General features: G+C 42.7%; 23 protein-coding genes and 1 tRNA gene. 17 read left to right on the forward strand and 7 right to left on the reverse strand.

Going from position 1 to position 19,371, the window contains the following annotated elements:
• Positions 1–2 precede the first annotated feature (2 nt).
• The 9 genes from AN394_RS14880 to alr all read left to right on the forward strand — a co-directional run bounded on the left by AN394_RS14880 (position 3) and on the right by alr (position 7,985).
• Entirely contained in the window at positions 3–455 is a 453-nt protein-coding gene (locus tag AN394_RS14880; protein ID WP_054563394.1) for a GspH/FimT family pseudopilin, read from the forward strand.
• The gene (locus tag AN394_RS14885) at positions 452–853 is read left to right on the forward strand and encodes a prepilin-type N-terminal cleavage/methylation domain-containing protein (protein ID WP_054563395.1); all 402 of its coding nucleotides are present in this window, start codon (positions 452–454) and stop codon (positions 851–853) included. Before AN394_RS14880 ends, AN394_RS14885 begins: the two co-directional genes overlap by 4 nt.
• Positions 850–1,374 (forward strand): prepilin-type N-terminal cleavage/methylation domain-containing protein, encoded by a 525-nt coding sequence (locus AN394_RS14890; protein WP_055021895.1) that lies wholly within the window; start codon positions 850–852, stop codon positions 1,372–1,374. The genes AN394_RS14885 and AN394_RS14890 overlap by 4 nt, the downstream gene beginning before the upstream one ends.
• Positions 1,367–3,115: a PilX N-terminal domain-containing pilus assembly protein gene (locus tag AN394_RS14895; protein WP_235576271.1), complete on the forward strand. Its 1,749-nt coding sequence runs from the start codon at positions 1,367–1,369 to the stop codon at positions 3,113–3,115. The genes AN394_RS14890 and AN394_RS14895 overlap by 8 nt, the downstream gene beginning before the upstream one ends.
• A gap of 142 nt (positions 3,116–3,257) precedes the next feature.
• Positions 3,258–3,809 (forward strand): RNA polymerase sigma factor, encoded by a 552-nt coding sequence (locus AN394_RS14900; RefSeq protein WP_054554197.1) that lies wholly within the window; start codon positions 3,258–3,260, stop codon positions 3,807–3,809.
• Positions 3,796–4,281, forward strand: a complete 486-nt coding sequence (locus tag AN394_RS14905) for a hypothetical protein (RefSeq protein WP_082423003.1) — start codon at positions 3,796–3,798, stop codon at positions 4,279–4,281. The genes AN394_RS14900 and AN394_RS14905 overlap by 14 nt, the downstream gene beginning before the upstream one ends.
• Positions 4,282–4,292: 11 nt before the next feature.
• Entirely contained in the window at positions 4,293–5,234 is a 942-nt protein-coding gene (locus AN394_RS14910) for a DUF4097 family beta strand repeat-containing protein (protein ID WP_054563397.1), read from the forward strand.
• 292 nt (positions 5,235–5,526) lie between these two features.
• Positions 5,527–6,906 carry a replicative DNA helicase gene (dnaB, locus tag AN394_RS14915; protein WP_054563398.1) on the forward strand — a complete coding sequence of 460 codons (1,380 nt, stop codon included), beginning with the start codon at positions 5,527–5,529 and terminating at the stop codon, positions 6,904–6,906.
• The gene (gene alr, locus AN394_RS14920; RefSeq protein WP_054563399.1) at positions 6,906–7,985 is read left to right on the forward strand and encodes an alanine racemase; all 1,080 of its coding nucleotides are present in this window, start codon (positions 6,906–6,908) and stop codon (positions 7,983–7,985) included. Before dnaB ends, alr begins: the two co-directional genes overlap by 1 nt.
• Before the next feature lie 5 nt (positions 7,986–7,990).
• Here alr and AN394_RS14925 read toward each other — a convergent pair whose 3' ends face one another.
• Positions 7,991–8,230 carry a DUF2960 domain-containing protein gene (locus tag AN394_RS14925; RefSeq protein ID WP_054554201.1) on the reverse strand — a complete coding sequence of 80 codons (240 nt, stop codon included), beginning with the start codon at positions 8,228–8,230 and terminating at the stop codon, positions 7,991–7,993.
• 115 nt (positions 8,231–8,345) lie between these two features.
• On the opposite strand from AN394_RS14925, the gene AN394_RS14930 reads away from it, so the two are divergent.
• From AN394_RS14930 to AN394_RS14940, 3 genes are read left to right on the forward strand one after another with little or no spacing between them, the layout of a single operon-like run.
• The gene (locus AN394_RS14930) at positions 8,346–8,603 is read left to right on the forward strand and encodes a YkoF family thiamine/hydroxymethylpyrimidine-binding protein (protein ID WP_055021896.1); all 258 of its coding nucleotides are present in this window, start codon (positions 8,346–8,348) and stop codon (positions 8,601–8,603) included.
• A gap of 20 nt (positions 8,604–8,623) precedes the next feature.
• Positions 8,624–9,247, forward strand: coding sequence for a nicotinamide riboside transporter PnuC (gene pnuC, locus AN394_RS14935; RefSeq protein WP_054563402.1), 624 nt, complete (start codon positions 8,624–8,626; stop codon positions 9,245–9,247).
• Positions 9,248–10,054, forward strand: a complete 807-nt coding sequence (locus AN394_RS14940) for a phosphotransferase family protein (RefSeq protein WP_055021897.1) — start codon at positions 9,248–9,250, stop codon at positions 10,052–10,054. It abuts the gene before it with no gap.
• On the opposite strand, the gene AN394_RS14945 is transcribed toward AN394_RS14940, so the two are convergent.
• A complete protein-coding gene (locus AN394_RS14945; protein WP_054563404.1) occupies positions 10,051–10,233 on the reverse strand; it encodes a helix-turn-helix domain-containing protein in 183 nt (60 codons plus the stop codon). The genes AN394_RS14940 and AN394_RS14945 overlap by 4 nt on opposite strands.
• A 219-nt stretch (positions 10,234–10,452) precedes the next feature.
• On the opposite strand from AN394_RS14945, the gene AN394_RS14950 reads away from it, so the two are divergent.
• Both AN394_RS14950 and AN394_RS14955 read left to right on the forward strand, forming a co-directional pair.
• Positions 10,453–10,527 (forward strand) — tRNA-Arg (locus AN394_RS14950).
• 62 nt (positions 10,528–10,589) lie between these two features.
• Positions 10,590–10,811 carry a Rho-binding antiterminator gene (locus tag AN394_RS14955; RefSeq protein ID WP_054563405.1) on the forward strand — a complete coding sequence of 74 codons (222 nt, stop codon included), beginning with the start codon at positions 10,590–10,592 and terminating at the stop codon, positions 10,809–10,811.
• On the opposite strand, the gene zntB is transcribed toward AN394_RS14955, so the two are convergent.
• Positions 10,806–11,777, reverse strand: coding sequence for a zinc transporter ZntB (zntB, locus tag AN394_RS14960; RefSeq protein WP_054563406.1), 972 nt, complete (start codon positions 11,775–11,777; stop codon positions 10,806–10,808). The two genes, AN394_RS14955 and zntB, sit on opposite strands and share 6 nt — an antisense overlap.
• Before the next feature lie 160 nt (positions 11,778–11,937).
• On the opposite strand from zntB, the gene AN394_RS14965 reads away from it, so the two are divergent.
• The 3 genes from AN394_RS14965 to AN394_RS14975 are packed head-to-tail and all read left to right on the forward strand — an operon-like array spanning position 11,938 to position 14,430.
• A complete protein-coding gene (locus tag AN394_RS14965; RefSeq protein WP_054554208.1) occupies positions 11,938–12,360 on the forward strand; it encodes an ATP-dependent zinc protease in 423 nt (140 codons plus the stop codon).
• A 59-nt stretch (positions 12,361–12,419) separates the two neighbouring features.
• On the forward strand, positions 12,420–13,325 hold the full coding sequence (gene rimK, locus AN394_RS14970; RefSeq protein WP_054563407.1) for a 30S ribosomal protein S6--L-glutamate ligase: 906 nt from the start codon (positions 12,420–12,422) through the stop codon (positions 13,323–13,325).
• Positions 13,326–13,371: 46 nt separating this feature from the next.
• Positions 13,372–14,430, forward strand: a complete 1,059-nt coding sequence (locus AN394_RS14975; RefSeq protein WP_054563408.1) for a succinylglutamate desuccinylase/aspartoacylase family protein — start codon at positions 13,372–13,374, stop codon at positions 14,428–14,430.
• 341 nt (positions 14,431–14,771) lie between these two features.
• On the opposite strand, the gene AN394_RS14980 is transcribed toward AN394_RS14975, so the two are convergent.
• From AN394_RS14980 to recQ, 4 genes are all read right to left on the reverse strand, one after another.
• Positions 14,772–15,332 (reverse strand): mechanosensitive ion channel domain-containing protein, encoded by a 561-nt coding sequence (locus AN394_RS14980; protein WP_152966982.1) that lies wholly within the window; start codon positions 15,330–15,332, stop codon positions 14,772–14,774.
• A 64-nt stretch (positions 15,333–15,396) separates the two neighbouring features.
• Positions 15,397–17,112: a BamA/TamA family outer membrane protein gene (locus AN394_RS14985; RefSeq protein ID WP_082423004.1), complete on the reverse strand. Its 1,716-nt coding sequence runs from the start codon at positions 17,110–17,112 to the stop codon at positions 15,397–15,399.
• Positions 17,113–17,179: 67 nt separating this feature from the next.
• Entirely contained in the window at positions 17,180–17,476 is a 297-nt protein-coding gene (locus tag AN394_RS14990) for a DUF3630 family protein (protein WP_055021898.1), read from the reverse strand.
• A 7-nt stretch (positions 17,477–17,483) separates the two neighbouring features.
• Positions 17,484–19,307 (reverse strand): DNA helicase RecQ, encoded by a 1,824-nt coding sequence (recQ, locus tag AN394_RS14995; protein WP_055021899.1) that lies wholly within the window; start codon positions 19,305–19,307, stop codon positions 17,484–17,486.
• Positions 19,308–19,371: the final 64 nt, after the last annotated feature.

Raw genomic sequence — 19,371 nt, forward strand, 5'->3', positions numbered from 1 at the left:
AATTGCGTCGAATTGCAGGGTTTACCTTAATTGAGTTAATGGTTGTGCTGAGTGTTATTGGCATTATGGCAGCCCTTGCTTTTCCGTCTTTTAGCCAACAAATTTTGCAAGATCGCGTGGTAACTACTGCAAATCAATTAAATAGCGCCTATAAATTTGCACGCAGTGAAGCGGTCAAACGCGACAAACCTATTAACCTAGTTGTCAGTAATAATAGCTGGCAAGTGACCCTCAACGAGGGCGGGGTAGACACAGTTTTAAAAGAATTTTCGGTCACAAAAAGCGGAGTTACCGTCAACTTAGTCGCATTGGCCATTAGTGCCAGTGGCGAAGTTGATAAACAAGCTGAAATTATAGTGAAAGATGAGCACACAAATACCACAGATTACGTGATGTGTGTGCTTAAAAGTGGCCAAAACTGGTTAGTAGAAAATTCACAGCGAGGATGTGCATGAATAAGCAGGCAGGCTTTTCATTATTAGAAGTGATGATTTCAGTGGTGATCGCTGGCATCGCATTATTAGGCTTGGCGGCAGCGCAGCTAAAATCGCTGCAATATGCAACCAATAGCTTTAATTACACCGTGTCACTCATTCAAGGGCAAAACACCATTGAGCGTTTGTGGCCGCGTATTTGTGAAATTCAAAAAACCAATACCGCACTTTTTCAAGACGCGACATTTAGAGCTTCCCTCGCGCCACAAGTGAGTGATTATCAACTGACAATCCCAGCTACTTACAGTGATGATATGCAAGTTAATGTGGCTTGGGTTGATAAGCGCATGACAGACAATGCAGAAAATCAAATTAGTCTAAATGCCAGTTTCCCTGATTTAACGGCGGTTTGCTCATGAATAAACGCGTTCAGGGTTTTACCTTAGTAGAACTGATGGTGGCATTGGCAGCAGGTGCTTTTTTATTAGCTGGGGTGAGCTTGTCTTACTCGGCGATTAAAAGCACGATTGAGGTGAGTAAAGAGCTTGAAAACGCTCAAGAAGTAATTCGCTATACCAGTAAAGTATTCAATCGCAGCATAAAGCAAACACAACTAACACCCACCATCAGTGCAGATAAAAGCACGATTACTATTACTCAGCCAAGTGGTGTCATTGCTTGTAATGGCTCTGCGACAACAGCGCAGGTGGTTGAGGTCTATAGCTTAAATGGCAGTAACTTAATGTGTTCGCTCGATGGTGCTGACTCAGAGCGATTACTGACAGGAATCGAAGCTTTGTCATTTGATATCGCCGGGGAGCTTGTAACCGTTACTGTAAAGCCAAATGATTTACCTGCTCAGTTCGGTAATGGTATTAACATTGATATTGCGTTAACTAATGCAATATTAGTCAAAGCATACGGAGCTGGCAGTGTATAACAAGCAAAATGGTTTCACCTTAATTACAGTGTTGATCTTAACCAGTATGGCCAGCATCGTGGTGCTTAGCTCGCTACGTGAAAACGTTGTTCAAGAACGCTTAAGTGGTAACTTTCAAAAGAAATTAAACAGTCGTTTAATGGCTGAAAAAGGTGTGTTTGAACAAGCTAAGTTATTGCAACAAACCTTGAATGATGAAGGTGTATTAGCGGTTGAAGATTTGATCAGTAAAACCAGTAATGCATCGGGCTCTGGTGTTATCGCTGATGATGCCATTTTTAATGCCAGTTTAAGTCAAAATGCTGCCGGTGAGCTTGAAATTGCAAGCTTAGGGCAACGATTTGATGGTGACGCACAAAGTAGCTTAGTCGCCCGTTTTGCAGTACAAGGCGCGAAAGGCAGCTCTATTTTCACTAATGCGATGGTGGGCTGTAAAGGGGTTAACTTGTCGGGTAGTGGTAGTATCGACAGCTATGATTCGAGCAAAGGCACCTACGAAGAAACCAAGTCGAATGATGGTGATGTTTCAACGATTGCTGGTGATTCAGATGTGGTGCTATCGGGTCATTCACCGATAAAGGGCGATGTAAAAGCGACCGGGGTTATCTACTTAAATGGTTCATCACCAATTATTGGTAATATCCATTCAAATACCGGTGTTTATATTTCTCCTGGCAGTGGTTTACGTGTTGACGGTAATGTTTATACCCGAGGTTATTATACCCATCGTGGCGGAACTGTTTCGGGGGTTGTGCGAGCGAATGGTGATGCAAAAATGCAGTGGTCAACATTCATCACTAATAGCCAAGACGAAGCGCTGGATATTATGTATGGCGGCTCAGGCGATTTTAAAGACACCTACAATAATCAACAAGATGGTGTGCAATACAGTGATAGCAAGTTTAATGTAAACCCGCATGTTGAGCCGATAACTGTTGCTGACCCAACAGCCCCTGATTATGACCCAACTAATCCAGACACCAGCTGCGACCCGTTAATTTTGCCAGAGAAAATGACAGACATCACAGACCAAGTGAGCAGTTATAGTTCTGTTTCGATTGGTCCTACGCAACAATTTAAACTTAATACTGAAAAGGGCTTTTTTAGTAGCGGTGGTAGCCAAGTTATTTTGCCAAGCCTTGCCGATGTTTTCTTGTTTAACTCTAAAGCGCAAAACCAAGCTAATGGCAGTAACAGTAAAGAGTATATCTTTGCACTTGATAGGCTCAAAATGACCAGTGACGGCAAAATGGAAGTTTCTGGTGGTGATGTTATTTTACTGATTGATGGCGACTTTTCGATGGAAGGGGATACCAGCTTAACAATCAAAAAAGACAGTAGCTTAACAGTGTTATTAACCGGAAAAGTAAATATTGGTGCAGGCGCAAAAGTCATTACTGAGCAGGAAGGATTAACCACCAGTGGCCATCCGTCGTTATCATTTTATTCATCATTTAATGGTGTAAATGGCGTGCAATTTAGTGGTGCTGCGAATTTATATGCGGCTATTTATGCCCCTTTGACAACAGTGAAGCTATCGGGCAGTGGCGAGCTGTTTGGTAGTGTACGTGGCTCAACAATTACTGCATCAGGGGGCAGTGGCGCTCACTATGATGCAGGTTTATTACAAGTACAAAATGGCGGCACGCCTGCTTCTTCGGCACGCATCGTATTTTTAGGTTGGAGCTACAAAACCGCAGAAACAACTGAAGAAGAAAGGGAAGCACCCCCTGCCGAATAACGCAAAGCCCCAAATAAAATTGTGTAAGCTCAATTATTTGTAGCTTACACAAAAAAAATTAATTTCATTTAAACCTTTTGAATCCCTCCTTACGTCTAATACACTAAATTCACAACAATAATCATAAAGGACAACATCCAGGATGTTGATAGATGCAGAACAAGCGTTCGCCCAGCAAAGTGAGCATGCCTTGATAGAGCGCGTAAAAAGCGGTGATCAAGCTGCCTATGCAACACTTTATGAGTTGCATGTGAAGCGGGTTTATAGCCTTTGTTTGCGATTACTTGCAGACAAAGAGCACGCCGAAGATGCAACACAAGAAGTGTTTGTACAGTTGTGGCACAAAATCGCGAACTTTGATGGACGCTCACAATTTTCGACTTGGTTACATAGTGTTACCAGCAATATTGCGATTAGCTACATTCGCAAACATAAAAGCTGGTTTCAAAAAGTAGTGAGTTTTGAACAAAGCGGTATGGATGAGCAAAGCGCAGCAGATTGCGACGGCTTTAACGGCCTCGATAAATTGGTACTGAGACTACCTGAGCGAGCACGTATGGTGTTTGTACTCCATGCAATTGAAGGTTATCGCCATGAAGAGATAGCAAGCATGCTTGATATGGCGGTCGGTTCAAGTAAATCGCAATTTCACCGTGCAAGGCAGTTATTAAAAGAGTGGTATGAAAATGAGTAAGCCAGAATTTGAACAATTTTTAAATGACTCGCTTAACCATAAGCAAGATATTAGCCCAGACAAAGATCTCTGGCCCGGTGTTGAGCGAGCAATTGCAACAGGGCAATCAGAGCAAGCTGATAAGCCAACCCATGGCTGGAATAAACTCGCTGCAGTTGCTGCTTGTTGTATTGCCGCACTATTGACCGTACAGCTTTTTGTTGGCCAAGGTGAGCCAAATAGCATGATGGCAATGAGTGATTATTTTACCAAGCAAAAGCAAGGTTTGTTGGTGCAGTATCAAAATCAACCTGCATTAACCGATAACTGGCAGCAACAACTAAAAGAGTTAGAAGAAGCCGAAAGTGCCATTAAGCAAGCACTTGAGAATGAACCTGAAAACCCAGCTTTATTACAAATGCTGTCGCAGGTTTATCAGCAACAACTGGACTTAATTAACAAGGTGCATGCACCGAAGTGGCAAACGATTTAGGAGTGACAATTATGAAATTACTAGCCTTAACTTTAGGATTACTGCCACTGATGGCAATGGCAGGACAAACCATTAATGAACAAATTGATGTACCTGCCAATAAACGCATTTTTATTGAAAACCAACGTGGTGATGTACGCATTGAAGGGTGGGATAAACCACAACTTAAAATCGAAGGTGAGCTTGACGATAAAGCCCAAGGTTATCGTTTAGAGGTTGAAGGCAGCCGTGTTGAATTTATCGTAAAAATGCCGCGAAATTTAGGTGGCTGGAATAGCGGTGACGGCTCTCGTTTAACCATTTACATGCCAAAAAGCAGTGAGCTTGAATTTGCTGGGGTGAATGTCACAGTTAGTGCTAAAGAGCTTGAAGCAGGCGCAGAGATTGATACCGTCAATGGTGATATCACAGTGCAAGATATTCGCGGCAACATGAGCTTTGAAACGGTTAATGGTGATGTGAATGCTCATGATTTAAACGGTGATATTCGCTTTGAAACAGTTAATGGTGAAATTAACGATAAAAACTCGCAAGGTGCTTTACGCTTTACTGCAGTGAATGGCGACATTAAGTCAAAAACCAAAGCACAAGATGTGCGTCTTGAAAACGTAAACGGTGATATCGACTTTGCATTTGATGCAATTAAAAAGCTGCGCATCAATACCGTAAATGGTGAAGCAGAAGTTCACATCAACAAGTTACTAGCAGATGCCAATATTCGTTTTGAATCAGTCAGTGGTGATGCAGAGTTTTACTTCCCTGCAGATGTATCGGCAAAGTTTGAAATTGAAGCTCACGCTAACGGTAAAATCGTTAATGAGCTTAGTGATGACAGAGCAACGAAGGCGAAATACGGCCCATCTAGCGACTTAGAATTTAGTATTAACGGTGGGGATGCTGATATAGAAATGGATACGATTAGCGGACGTATTGAACTTCGTAAACAGAAATAACGATTAGAGTTCACTCAATTACAATATTTCACTCAATTACAATAAAGCGGGAGGACTTCCCGCTTATACCAATCGTGTTAAGTTGTTGGTCTTAAATAGCGACAGATAAATGAAGTGATAACAAGGCAGAAATTTTGACATGTAGTTACTCTACTTTAGACATTTCTAACGCATTTAGCGCTTTATTTAGCACGCTAGAATGACCAAATATTTAAGTCGATTGGTATTAACTATTTGCACAGCCTTAGCAAGTAGATAGAATAGAGCCATTCAATTTTAGTTTTGTGATGTTATGGCCAAACCAGATAAGCAAGTCGATACGTTAAAAGTCCCTCCCCATTCAATAGAAGCTGAGCAATCTGTTTTAGGTGGTTTAATGCTTGATAATCAAGCGTTTGACCGAGTTGCTGAGTTAGTGGTTGCGCAGGATTTTTATACCCGAACTCATAAGCTGATTTTTGAGGCTATGGTTAGTCTTGCTGAAGGCGGTGATCCAATCGATTTGATCACTATTTCTGAGAGCTTAGAGAAAAACAATCAGTTAAGTAGTGTTGGTGGTTTCGCCTATCTAGCTGAAATTGCTAAGAACACGCCAAGTGCGGCGAACATTGATGCCTACGCGAATATCGTGCGAGAGCGTGCTGTTATTCGTGAAATGATCGGTGTTGCGAACGAAATTGCAGAAGCTGGTTTTAGCCCAGAAGGGCGTACCAGTCATGACCTGCTCGATTTTGCTGAAAGTAAAGTATTCAAAATTGCTGAGCAGCGTAGTAAAAGCACCGAAGGCCCACAAAACTTACACAGTATCTTAGAAAAAACCGTTGATAAGATTGAAGAGCTTTATCAGTCGCCACAAGATGGTGTGACAGGTGTAAGTACCGGCTATGCTGACCTAGATAAAATGACGGCGGGTATGCAGCCTTCTGACCTTATCATTGTGGCAGCACGTCCATCGATGGGTAAAACAACCTTTGCGATGAACTTAGCCGAACACGCAGCCATGACACAAGATAAGCCTGTACTTATTTACTCACTAGAGATGCCTTCAGAGCAAATCATGATGAGGATGCTGGCATCGCTAGGTCGTATTAACCAAACTAAGGTTCGTACCGGTCAGCTAGATGATGACGATTGGGCGCGTCTGTCGTCAACCATGGGCTTGTTGATGGAAAAAGGTAAGATGTATGTTGATGATGCATCGGGCCTAACACCAACAGATGTGCGTTCGCGTGCACGTCGTATTGCCCGTGACCATGGCGGTATTAGTATGATCATGGTCGACTACTTGCAGTTAATGCGTGTGCCAAGCTTGTCGGACAACCGTACCTTAGAGATCGCTGAAATCTCTCGTTCATTAAAAGCACTAGCAAAAGAGCTGCAATGTCCGGTTATTGCACTATCGCAGCTTAACCGTACCCTAGAGCAACGTGCCGATAAACGCCCGATCAACTCCGACTTACGTGAATCAGGCTCAATCGAGCAGGATGCCGACTTAATCATGTTTATTTACCGTGATGAAGTCTATAACGAAGACAGTACCGAAAAAGGCGTGGCCGAAATCATCATAGGTAAACAACGTAACGGCCCAATCGGTAAAGTACGTTTAACCTTCCAAGGTCAATTCTCGCGTTTTGATAACTACGCGGGTCCAGCCATGGACGACGAATACTAATGCGCTTAGCCATTGCCGAAATCAACCTACAAGCACTTGCTCATAATTTAGCGCAAGTGAAGCGCTTTGCGCCTGGTTGCAAAGTAATGGCGGTGCTTAAAGCCAATGCTTATGGCCATGGCTTAGTTAAAATTGCTCAATACTTAAATGATGCGGATGCATTTGCGGTTGCGCGAATAGACGAAGCGTTAGCGCTACGAGCAGGTGGGCTGACAAAACCGATTGTATTACTTGAAGGTTTTTTTCATAAAGATGATTTACCTATCTTGCTTGCCAATAACTTTCAAACCATTATTCACGATGAAAATCAGCTCGCAACGCTTGAAAATACAAGCCTTGATGCACCAATTGCGTGTTGGTTAAAGGTGAATACGGGTATGCATCGATTGGGTATTGCACCATCACAATTTGAGTCTTTCTACAGTCGGTTAAAAGCAAGCCCGAATGCCCGTGATGACATTAAATTAATGACTCACTTTTCGTGCGCCGACGACATCAATGATGAAAAGACTGCTCAGCAAATTGCCTTATTTGACTCACTGGCAGATGGCAAAAGTGAACAGCATTGCCTTGCAAATTCTGCTGGCATTATTGCTTGGCCAAAAGGCCATGGTGAGTGGGTGCGCCCTGGCTTGATGCTTTATGGCGTATCGCCAATGCTCAATGGCGTAGGGCAACAGCACGGACTTGAGCCTGTTATGCGTTTAACAACGCGAGTTATCGCTATACGCGATGTCGATGCCGATCAGTGTGTTGGCTATGGTGGACGCTGGCACAGCGATAAACCGACTAAGCTTGCGGTGGTTGCGATGGGCTATGGGGATGGTTATCCACGCCATGCCGAGCAGGGCACACCTGTGGTTATCAAATCACAACGCTATGGTATTGTTGGCAGTGTAGCGATGGATATGATCACGGTGGATATTGGTGATAACCGCGACAACATCAAAGTTGGTGATGAGGTGATTATGTGGGGGCCTGAGCTACCCGTTGAAGAGATTGCCCAGTGCGCAACAACCATACCTTACGAGTTACTGTGTAATATCACCCCACGTGTAAGCTACGAGTATCAAGAGTAACTTTGTTACTCTTTAATAAAATACACGTCACTGAATCCCATTCGTGCAAACTCTTGGTCACGAAAGTTACGTACTGCTGCAGAGCCTTTTGAAGTCATTTCGACTTGCTGTTCCATTTTTAAATAATTGGTTAAATCAATGCCTTCAGCCGCAGCAATAGCATGATACATATCGCGGTATTTATCTTTTGCAAAATTGATTTCGCGAGGCTGGTTTTTAAATTTGTAAGTGATGCGGCGTGCCATAATGAATCCTCAATGTTTATCGGGGCTGATTTTACACTAAAAAATAACCATAGCCATGACTTGTTAGTATAAGCGGGTTACAATGCAATACTTTTCAAAGACTCGGTAAATCATAATGAAACTTTCAGTAGAGATCAGTAAGTACCCACTACATCAAGACTACATTCCGTTTATCAAAGGTTTTATTGACCGTGTAAACAGTTATGAAGGGCTTAAAGTGGTCACCAACACCTTATCTACTCAGATTTTTGGTGACTATGATTTAGTGATGTCTGTACTTAATACTGAAATCAAACGTTCTTATGAAGAGTTTGGTAAAGCTATTTTCGTCTGTAAATTCTTACATGGTGACTTGTCGCCTAGCGAAGACTAAACCCTAAAGTAGCGCGTGTTATGGAATTTTTGAGCGAAACCTTCTCAGGCTTTACTGCCATGTCGCATTGGGAATATATTGCCGTTGCCTTATCGATGGCGTATTTACTGTTAGCGATCAAAGAAAGCTTATGGTGTTGGCCAGCCGCGTTTGTGAGCACCTTTATTTATACCGTAATGTACTGGAATGGCGCACTGTTGATGGAGTCGCTACTTAATTTTTACTACATGTATATGGCGGTATATGGTTGGGTGGTTTGGCGCAGGGGCGTGAATAATAAAGATCATCTGCCCATTATTTCATGGTCGTTAAAGCGTCATGCGGTGATTTTGCTTGCCACCTCACTGGCTTCAGTTGCCATTGGTTTTGTGATGACCAATTACACGCACGCTGATTTTGCTTATTTAGACAGCTTTACCACCTGTTTTGCAGTGGTGACAACCTACCTTGTTGCCAAGAAGGTACTGGAAAACTGGTTGTATTGGATTGTGATTGATGCGGCATCTATGTACCTATACTTTGAAAAAGGGTATTACCCAACCTTAGTACTTTTCGTGTTTTACACCATTATGGCAGCGTGGGGCTTTAAAACCTGGTATGAAGAATACGAGCAGCATCAGGCTAAGCCGCTTGCACAGCTATAGATGAAAACTGAGCAACAAATACACGCGCTTTTTACGCGCTTCAACTCACGTTTAGTTATCACCTCAATCAGCCCGCTGGTTGAGGGGCTAAGCAATGATAACTACCTAGTTAAAACAGCAAGCAAAGATTTTTTGGTTAAGCACTATCGCGACCACTGGCCGGCGATTGGCCTTGCGGCGCAAGCGCATTTTGCAAAGCAAAGCTGCTGTCCATCCCCACTTTGGTTAGAACAAGCAACCGATACGGCTATTTTCGAATACGTGGCAGGCAGCATTGCCAGCGGTGAGTTTTGTAGTAGCTTATTGCCCGACTTAGTTAATTTACATCGTTACCCTGTGCTAACCGAGCCGATGGATATTGCCTACGAAATTAACTACTACCAGCAAACAGCGCGTTATCAGCAACATGCTGAGCTAATTAAACAGTCACTGGCTTATATTGCTACAGCACCTAAAGATATGGGCTTTTGTCATAATGATTTAGTGAAAGAAAATATCATTGTGAATGAGACTGGTATGTTTTTAATCGACTTTGAATATGCCAAAAGCAACGATGTTTACTTTGACTTAGCTGCGCTGGTGGTGAGCTTTGCGTTAAATGATGAGCAGCAACTGGCGTTACTTAAAGGATATCAAGCGTTAGTGTGCGAACATCATGAGTTTTACTTATCAGTTGAAAAGCTCGCGGCATTTCATGCGCTTTTTTTGCTTTTATGTATTTGTTGGTACGAACAACGTGGTGCGATGGATAAAGTGGCGCCACTGCTAACACAGCTTAACCACTTCATAGAAAAAGCTAAAAATTAAAGACCGCCAATTCGCTCGGCAAGTTCTTTATATTTTTTTACGTCTTCTGGATCAAACAAAGGTTCACCTTTGTCATCTTGTGATTTCGAGATCAGTAAATGCTCGCGAGCAAGACGTTTTACGCGTTCGACTTTTACACCTAAAAACTCCGCGACTTGCTCTGTAGACATTAAACTCATGATCAAATTCCCCTTACATGGCAATACTGCCACCTTGTTATTAATTTTATTAAGTATACGTTAATACCTTGGTTCTGCACGAAAGTGAAGTGTTTTAATGCAAATTGCTGAATTTATGTGCATATAAAGGCCTCGATGCTAGCATTTAGCACAAGATGCCATTATCATTGCCGGGTTGTCATGCTGATATCGCGAGTCAGTATTGACGACGACAAATGTGCTCTCGTGGTGAAATGGATATCACGTGGCCCTCCGGAGGCTAAGTTGCAGGTTCGATCCCTGCCGAGAGCGCCATTTGCTCTTCACTTTAATATCTTCTAAGCTCGATTTATTCCTTCAGCAATCTCAAAAAGCTAATGACTTATCAACCTATTGCATGTGGCGACTACGATAAATATGAATTATGGTGCATGCATAAATCCTTATTACGCATTACCTTAGTATCTGGTGAGCAGTTAGAAGGAAAAGCAGAGACCCTTAAAATACTCAACTCCGATGGTGAGCACCTGATTTTGGCAACAAAAAAAGGCGAACATGCCGCCCGCCTTGATTTAATTAAAAAGGTTGTTGCGTTATAACCACTTCTTATTTTTAAAGTAAATACCAATCCCAACGGTTAGCACCACTAAGAAAATAATAAATAAGCTAAATGCGTAAGGGCTTTCAGTGCCCGGAATACCGCCTACGTTTACACCTAGTAAGCCAGTTAAAAAGCCAAGTGGTAAAAACAGTGCTGCAACTACCGACATCACATACATGCGTTGGTTTAGTTGCTCAGATACTTGGCTTGTTATTGCTTGTTGAATAATTTGCGCGCGTTCAATTGAGCTATCTAGCTCTTCTAAATAACGGATCAACATATTGGTTGTTTCGTTTAAGCGTGCTTTATCGTCTTCATCTAACCACTTATATTTGTTGTTTAACAAAGTAATAAGCGCTTCTTTTTGTGGCCTTAAATAACGTTTTAACGCGATTGTTTGGCGGCGTATTTGTGCTAATGATTGATGATCAAAGCCTTTGTTTGGTTCATCAATTTCATCTTCAAAGCCATCGAGTGTGTCATCTAAACTGTCGATAACAGCTTGCATACGCGATGTTAAGTTTTGCGCCAATTGGCAAACTAACTCAGAGATTGAGCAAGGACCATTGCTGCCATCGAACGATTCAACAACATCCTGCACCGATAATAAACGGCGCTTACGGGTTGTGATCACAATATTTTCGTTAATAAATAAGCGTAACGAGACCATGTCTTCTGGGCTTTGCGCAGGGTTTAGATTAACGCCACGCAAAAACAGCATATTACCATTAGTGACTTTGCTTAAACGCGGACGTGTTTCATCGGCAATAAGGGACTCAAGCTCGTAATCAGTTAATAAATTACTTTGCTCAAGCCAGTCAACGGCTTCAGCTTGGCTGTAGTCCATGTGCACCCAAAGTTTTCCGTGTTCGGGTTGCCAATTTTGCAGCTCAGTACTATTTTCAATAGCACGTGCACCGCCTTGTTCGTCTAAAATTAAGACATGAAGTAACCCATTGATCATATTGAACTCTCGTTTTACAAATAGTGCTATATGGTTGAGTAAATACATTAATATAGTCAAGACTACATTAATGAAATCGACTTATCGAGTGGATAAATATATTTCGTTGGTGTTTCTAGCTCTGTAGCGTATAAGACACTTTTTTAAAGAGGGCACATTAATGAGCGCAAAAATTATTGTTGGCTGGCGAGAATGGCTTGGCCTGCCTGAACTGGGAATAGAAAAAATCAAAGCAAAAGTTGATACCGGAGCGAGAACTTCATGTATTCATGCTTTTGACATTGAGGAATTTTCAGAAAATGGCGAAGCATGGGTGAAATTTACTACCCATCCTCTACAAGACGATGTAGAAACAACGGTAGAGTGTCGTGCCAAAGTAGTTGAGCGTAAGTATGTGACCAGTTCAAGCGGTCAGCGTGAGCTACGCTACTTTATTGAAACAAAATTAGTCGCAGGAACCCAAAGCTGGCCTGTAAGGGTGACTTTAAGTAACCGTTCAACAATGAAGTTTAGAATGTTGTTAGGGCGTACAGCAATGGAAAATCGCATAGTCGTTGATCCGGCTTTATCTCATTTATTATAGGAAAAGGACTTATCACACGTTGCTACGTGTATGAGTTTATCAGTTAAGGTTTTTAACTTATGAAACTTGGTATTTTATCTCGCAACCAAAATTTGTATTCAACACGTCGCTTAATTGAAGCCGCAGAGCAGCGTGGCCACGAAGTGAAAGTGATTGATGCACTTCGTTGTTATATGAACATCAATTCAGAGCAGCCAGAAATCCATTACCGTGGTGAAAATTTAAAGGATTTTGACGCTATCGTGCCGCGTATTGGTTCGTCAGTAACTTTCTATGGCTGTGCGGTATTACGTCAGTTTGAAATGATGGGTGTATACCCTGTCAATGAATCTGTGGCGATCACTCGCTCGCGCGATAAGTTACGTTCACTACAGCTACTTTCGCGTAAAGGTGTGGGTATGCCAGTGACAGGCTTTGCAAGTAAACCAGATGACGTAAAAGATTTATTAAGTATGGTGGGTGGCACGCCAGTCGTTATTAAGCTACTTGAAGGTACCCAAGGTATCGGTGTGGTATTAGCTGAAACACGCAAAGCTGCAGAAAGTGTAATCGAAGCATTTATGGGCTTAAAAGCCAACATCATGGTGCAAGAGTATATCAAAGAAGCGGGCGGTGCTGATATTCGCTGCTTTGTATTAGGCGATAAAGTAATTGCCGCGATGAAGCGTCAAGCGCAAGAAGGTGAATTCCGTTCTAACTTACACCGTGGTGGTAGTGCGACTTTGGTTCGTATTACTCCAGAAGAAAGAAAAACAGCTGTTGCTGCAGCTAAAGCGATGGGCTTAAACGTTGCGGGTGTTGATTTACTTCGCTCTGCACGTGGTCCATTGGTGATGGAGGTTAACTCATCACCTGGTCTTGAAGGTATTGAAGTTGCAACCGGTAAAGACATTGCAGGCATGATTGTCGAGTTTATTGAAAAAACAGCGGCATCAAAGAAAACTGCAACTCGTGGTAAAGGTTAAACCTTTACCCATAGGAAAATAAGCGCTCTATTAAAAGGAAAAGTGCGTGGCTAAGGTTAAGAAAAATACACCTTTTTCAATTTTAGGCGATACGGTGGGTGTTGGCGAACGTAAAACATTTGCGATTGAAGCTGCCAAGCTTTACACCCACTCGCCGTTAAATATTCCAATTGAAGTCGTCAATGGTGTGCAGCAAGGACCTGTATTAATGGTGTGTGCTGCAATTCACGGTGATGAGCTCAATGGTGTTGAGGTTGTTAGGCAGTTGCTTGCTAAAATCGATCCTGAGCAATTGCGCGGTACTATTATTGCGGTACCGATTGTGAATGTGTTTGGTTTTATTCATAAGTCACGCTACTTACCAGACCGTCGTGACATGAACCGCAGTTTTCCGGGCTCAACGCGTGGCTCGTTAGCTGGGCGAATGGCGAATGCGTTTTTTACTCAAGTGGCGATGCATTGTACGCATATTATTGATTTACACACAGGGGCAATTCACCGAACTAACTTGCCGCAAATTCGCGCTAATTTGAGCGACCCTGCAACAGCAGCCATGGCAAAAGCGTTTGGTACTCCTGCGGTGATTGATGCGTCACTTCGCAATGGCTCATTACGCAGTGAAGCTGCCAATTTAGGAATACCCGTTATTACCTACGAAGCCGGCGAAGCGCTGCGCTTTGACCCAATTGCCATTGCAGCAGGTGTGCAAGGTGTTGACTATGTGATGCGCCATTTAAAAATGGTGCGCGGCAAACGTGCTAAAAAGCTACCAGAGCCGATTATTGCAAGCTCGACGAGTTGGATACGTGCTGAAGTTGACGGTATTGTTCGTGCACAAGTATCACTGGGTGAGCGAGTAATGAAAGGGCAGGTCCTCGCTTATATAAGTAGCCCTCTTGGTGATGCTGAACTTGAACTACTCGCGCCGCGAAGTGGTATTGTCATTGGTCAGCAGACTATGCCGCTGGTAAACGAGGGGGATGCCGTATTTCATCTTGCTTACTTTGCTCATGCAAACAGCCTAGTTGAACAACAGCTCGAAAACTTTATTGATGAAATAAGTGATATTGAAGACGAGTTAAAAACCGCAGATTTAAATAACTAATACCCTATTCTGTAATTCAAAAAGCCAAACTATATGTTTGGCTTTTTTGTATCTGCCTGTCCCCATCTATTACTTGACCTTAGAGCAAGTGCAAGGTTTATAGTTTTTTACTTACTTAATTGTCGTAAGAATGACTAAAGGATCAAAGATGAAAATATTGCTATTTTATACAGGCTTATTCACGCTTGCTATTTCACTTACGCACGGCTTTTTTACAGAGCTAAGTGTTGCTCATATCGTGTTATTTCACCCTTTAGTCATTTTATTTAGTTTTATATTAATCGCCTATGGAAGCAGAAAAAGAACACCTTTTTAGCAAGCATCTCGTTAACTTTAAGCCGTTACTTTTTTGGGCCTAAAATACGTTTTATGGTTGGCGCTTTAGTCGCTGTTGGCGGGTTCTTTAACACCATTACAGGGCGGGTGACAAAGATGTTGTTTGGGTAAATCACTTTGTGACCATCAATATGCTCGAGTACAACATTCATTAAGCCCATTTCGATAATGCGGCCTTCTAAGAAGTTTGCACCGTCAATTACTCTTACCCAAAAGCCAACACGGCAGTCGTTTTGAATAAACATCAACAAGAAAGCTGTTAGGTTACTTAGTAAAGACCAGGCGGCAAAAAGCGCGACACCTAGCATGGCAAAAATTGATGAGCCAAGTACTAATAAGCCCCGTAGCTCTATACCCCAAAAAACTAACACTAAGCACAGCATAACAATGGCAAGAATGATATTGAGCAACAGCTCAGCACGGTATTCGCGATGCGGATCAGCCTTGCCTTTAATTGCTTTTAACAGCAGCTTTTTGGTGGTTTTACGCAGTAGCGGATAGAGCAAAACCGCGATAACAGTCACGATTAAATGATATTGCTCGTTAAAGAATTCGACGAAGTCCAAAAGGGTTCCTAAGTTAATATTTTACGTTTCGATTTTAGCTTTTTAGCTTAACAATAACACCACTTTAAAAGGTATTTTTAACCGTTACTAGCCATTGCACAGAGTCAATATCGTCATCTTGTTTGTTAATAGGTGCGGCAATATCTAGGTGAATAACCGTACCGGCATTGGCACGGCTTGGCGCTAAGCGCAGGCCCACACCCACATTTTGTAGCACGTTACCATTGGCACCATTATCTTTGTCGTTATACCAGGCTCTTCCAATATCATAAAATGCGGCACCACCGACTTTAAACAATTGCAGTAAGTCATATTCCCAGTAGTAGCGTTTTTCTAGAGTCACTAAAAAGCTGCGGTCGCCTACTTGGTAGTCAAGCGGGTAACCACGTAGGCCATTTTCACCACCAATAGTAAGTTGTTTATCAGCAGTGAGGTTTTCAGCATATTGTAAGCGTACTTTGGCGTACCAGCTTTGTCTTAGTGTGGTATTGAGATAATACTGTAGCTGCGTGCTGGCAAACAGGTTTTCAACGTCATCGGTTTCTTCATTCCAGTAGCCATCAAGGTCTGCTTTAAAGCGCCATAACTGGTTGTCCCCAGAGTAATGTGCTTTTGATAAAGATAACGAATAAATAGTACGGCTGGCATCGTCGCTAAAATCATCACTCGAATAACCGAGTAAGGCGTGGATATTCCAACCAAGGTTTAAATCTTCAGTACGGTAGATGCTATCGAAGTTTCTAACCTTAACGTAGTGATCTTCAAACCATTGGCCACTAACATAAGGGTAACTCAGCGTTCTATCTTCAGCGATAGGAAAGCGCGTAAATGGCGTTTCTCTAAAGGTTTCTTCTCGGTTTTCGATGCCAAGCTTAATGCGCTGGGTCCAACTATTACCAAGTTGTGATGAATGACCAAAGTAAGCGCGGTTTAATAAGGTTTTTTGCTCAAATTCGCTAACTACATCGCCGCGATAGTAAAGTGACTCTCGGCGCTGATCTGAGTAACTTGTAACACCGTAGCTGTAGGGCGTATCAATCGAGAAAAAAGGATAGCTTACATCGAGGTAATGACGTTTACCGTCATCGTTATCTGAATATTCTAAGCGGCCTTGATAGCGGCTAGAGAATATATGCGGATCATCATACACAAACAGGTAACCAGTACGGTCAGCATCACGGGTGCGACTAAACGACACTCGCTTACCCCAGCCTAAAAAGTTAGATTCGCGAAAGCCAATGCTCGACTCATTCTTACCACCACTGCGGCTAAAGCTTATTTCAGGTAATAAGGTCCACAGATCGCGCGTAATTACTTTTACATGTACGTTGCCATCACAATCGAGCTTTGCGTTGATACGCGCGTCATACAAGTAGCCTTGTTTACGCAGTAATCGTTCAGACTCAAGTAATTTACGTGGATTGTAAACATCACCTTCTTGAAACAATAAAACGCTGTGTATTACCTCTGGCTCTGTAGTCATGTGAGCGCGATTGGCAAAGCGAAATAAAAAGTTATTTTCTTCTTCAAGCTCAGTGTTAAATACGTTCAGCTGTTCAAGTTCAATAGAGACTATTTTACGGTTATTAGCGACATCGGGTAGGGGGTTATCTGCATCGAGCTGGCGGCGTAAGTTATTATCTTGTGATTTAAGCGTACGTTGGTTTTGACAATAATTATTATCGTCAGTAAATAACTGCTCTGCATGAACATTGGCTGCTATGCAGATTGGTAATAGTGTTATTAACCTAGCAACAAAGTGCGACTGCTTAAATCCCATTTACACCCTTAGTTGAGTATCTCCTGTGCAACTACTACATACTAAGCGTGGGAAAATGTCTAGCTTATTATTGTAATTGCGCTACTAAATACTGATGAAGTTGTGGTAATGCAGCACTGGCTTCTATGCCTTCAGCATTGATCCAAATACTTTCACTGTAATGTTCAAAGTTTAGATTAAAACTATGATCTGTAAAGTGAAAGCGTAATTGGTGACGATCAGCACCGGCATCAAAGTCGGCAGTTGTTATAGCTGGCGCGTGTAAGAAAAGGGTTGCCCAAAGCTCAAAGTCTTCATCGTGTGGAAGCTCACTCGACGTTACAAGAATAATCTCATGCTCGGCATCATAGGTTAGTTCAGTCATAGCAGTCCTAATTGGTGGCAAGATAGTCGCGAATGGTATTTAAAAACGGTGCGCCATACTTATTGAGCTTAGTGAAACCAACACCTGACACCTTCAAAAACTCACTGTCGTTGGTTGGCATTAACTGCGCCATTTCAGCGAGGGTTTTATCATTGAATACCACATAAGGTGGAACATCATCGGCATCTGCCAACTCTTTACGTAAAGCGCGTAATTTCGCAAATAGCTTTTTATCGTAATTAAACTGAGCGAGTTTATCTTGGTAAACGTGCTTAGCTTGTAAGCGAGGTTCAGCAAGTTGCAGTGCATATTCACTTTTAAGAACTGCACGGGCGGCTTCGGTTAAGCGTAATGACGAACCTTGGGTAATATCTTGGCTTAATAACCCTTGATGGATAAGCTGCCTTAAAATACTTAGCCAAAACTCCACACTGTGCTCTTTACCGATGCCATAGGTGCTTAATTGGTGGTGATTGTTATCTCGAATGCGGCTAGTGTTTGCACCGCGAAGTAACTCAACGATATAGCCAATACCAAAACGTTGCTCAGCACGATACACACACGATAAGGCTTGTTGCGCGACAAGTGTGCCATCAAAGCTAGTAGGTGGGTTTAAGCAAATATCACAGTTACCACAGGTTTCGCGTTTATATTCACTAAAATAATTGAGCAAGATTTGTCTGCGGCATGTTTGTGCTTCGGCGAAGCTTGCCATAGCATTAAAACGCTGCTCTTCAACACGACGACGTTGCTCGTCTTCAATATCTTCAAAAAAGCGGCGTACGCGGCCTATGTCTGCCGGGTCAAAATACATAATCGCTTCTGCAGCCAGGCCATCTCGACCTGCACGACCGGTTTCTTGGTAGTAAGCCTCGATGCTTTTTGGAATATCGTAATGCACTACAAAACGTACGTTTGGTTTATTAATCCCCATGCCAAAGGCAACAGTCGCAACCACAATTTGAATATCGTCACGGGCAAAGCCAGATTGCACAAATTGGCGTTGCTCGTTACTCATTCCCGCATGGTAGGCGGCGGCATTAAATCCAGCGTCAGCAAGTTTTTCGGCTACATCATCAACCCGTTTGCGGCTGGTGCAGTAAATAATGCCACTCTGGTTTTGCTGCTCTTTTAAATATCGAAGCAGTTGCACCATAGGTTTGAATTTTTCTTCTATGGTGTAACGAATGTTAGGTCTATCGAAGCTACCAGTGTGCACGTAAGGGTGGTTAAGCTGAAGCTGTTCAATAATATCGTAACGAGTTGCTTTATCTGCCGTTGCTGTAAGCGCCATCATGGGCACATGCATAAAGCGTTGCTTTAACTCGTTGAGCCGACAGTAATGCGGCCTAAAGTCATGACCCCAATGCGACACACAGTGAGCTTCATCAATTGCAAAAAGTGCGAGTTTTAGATGACTCAAACGCTCTAAAAATTCGTGTTGCAGTACTTTTTCTGGTGCAACATATAACAGCTTAATTTGCCCATAGTGCAATTGCTGATAAACAGCTTGCTGCTCTTCAAAAGGCAGGCTGTTGTTGATGTAGGCCGCTTGCACGCCGAGCGCTCTTAGTTGGGCAACTTGGTCTTGCATCAAGGAAATAAGCGGTGAGATAACCACAGTCACACCATCAAGGATTAAAGCGGGTACTTGATAGCATAATGATTTGCCTCCACCCGTTGGTAGGAGTACAAGCGAGTCTTGTCCGTCTAGCGCTGCGGCTATAATCGCTTCTTGGCCATCACGAAAGTCCTTGTAACCAAACACTTGTTTGAGTACGGCTTGTGGTGATCGAACGGGTGTGTTGGACATTGCGGTATTGGTATTCATCGCCGAGCATTTTAGTGGTTTTTTATGGCGATGTCTGTAGAAATATACCCAAACGACCTCAAGA

It is taken from the genome of Pseudoalteromonas sp. P1-26, assembly GCF_001401795.1.
Taxonomy (GTDB): domain Bacteria; phylum Pseudomonadota; class Gammaproteobacteria; order Enterobacterales; family Alteromonadaceae; genus Pseudoalteromonas.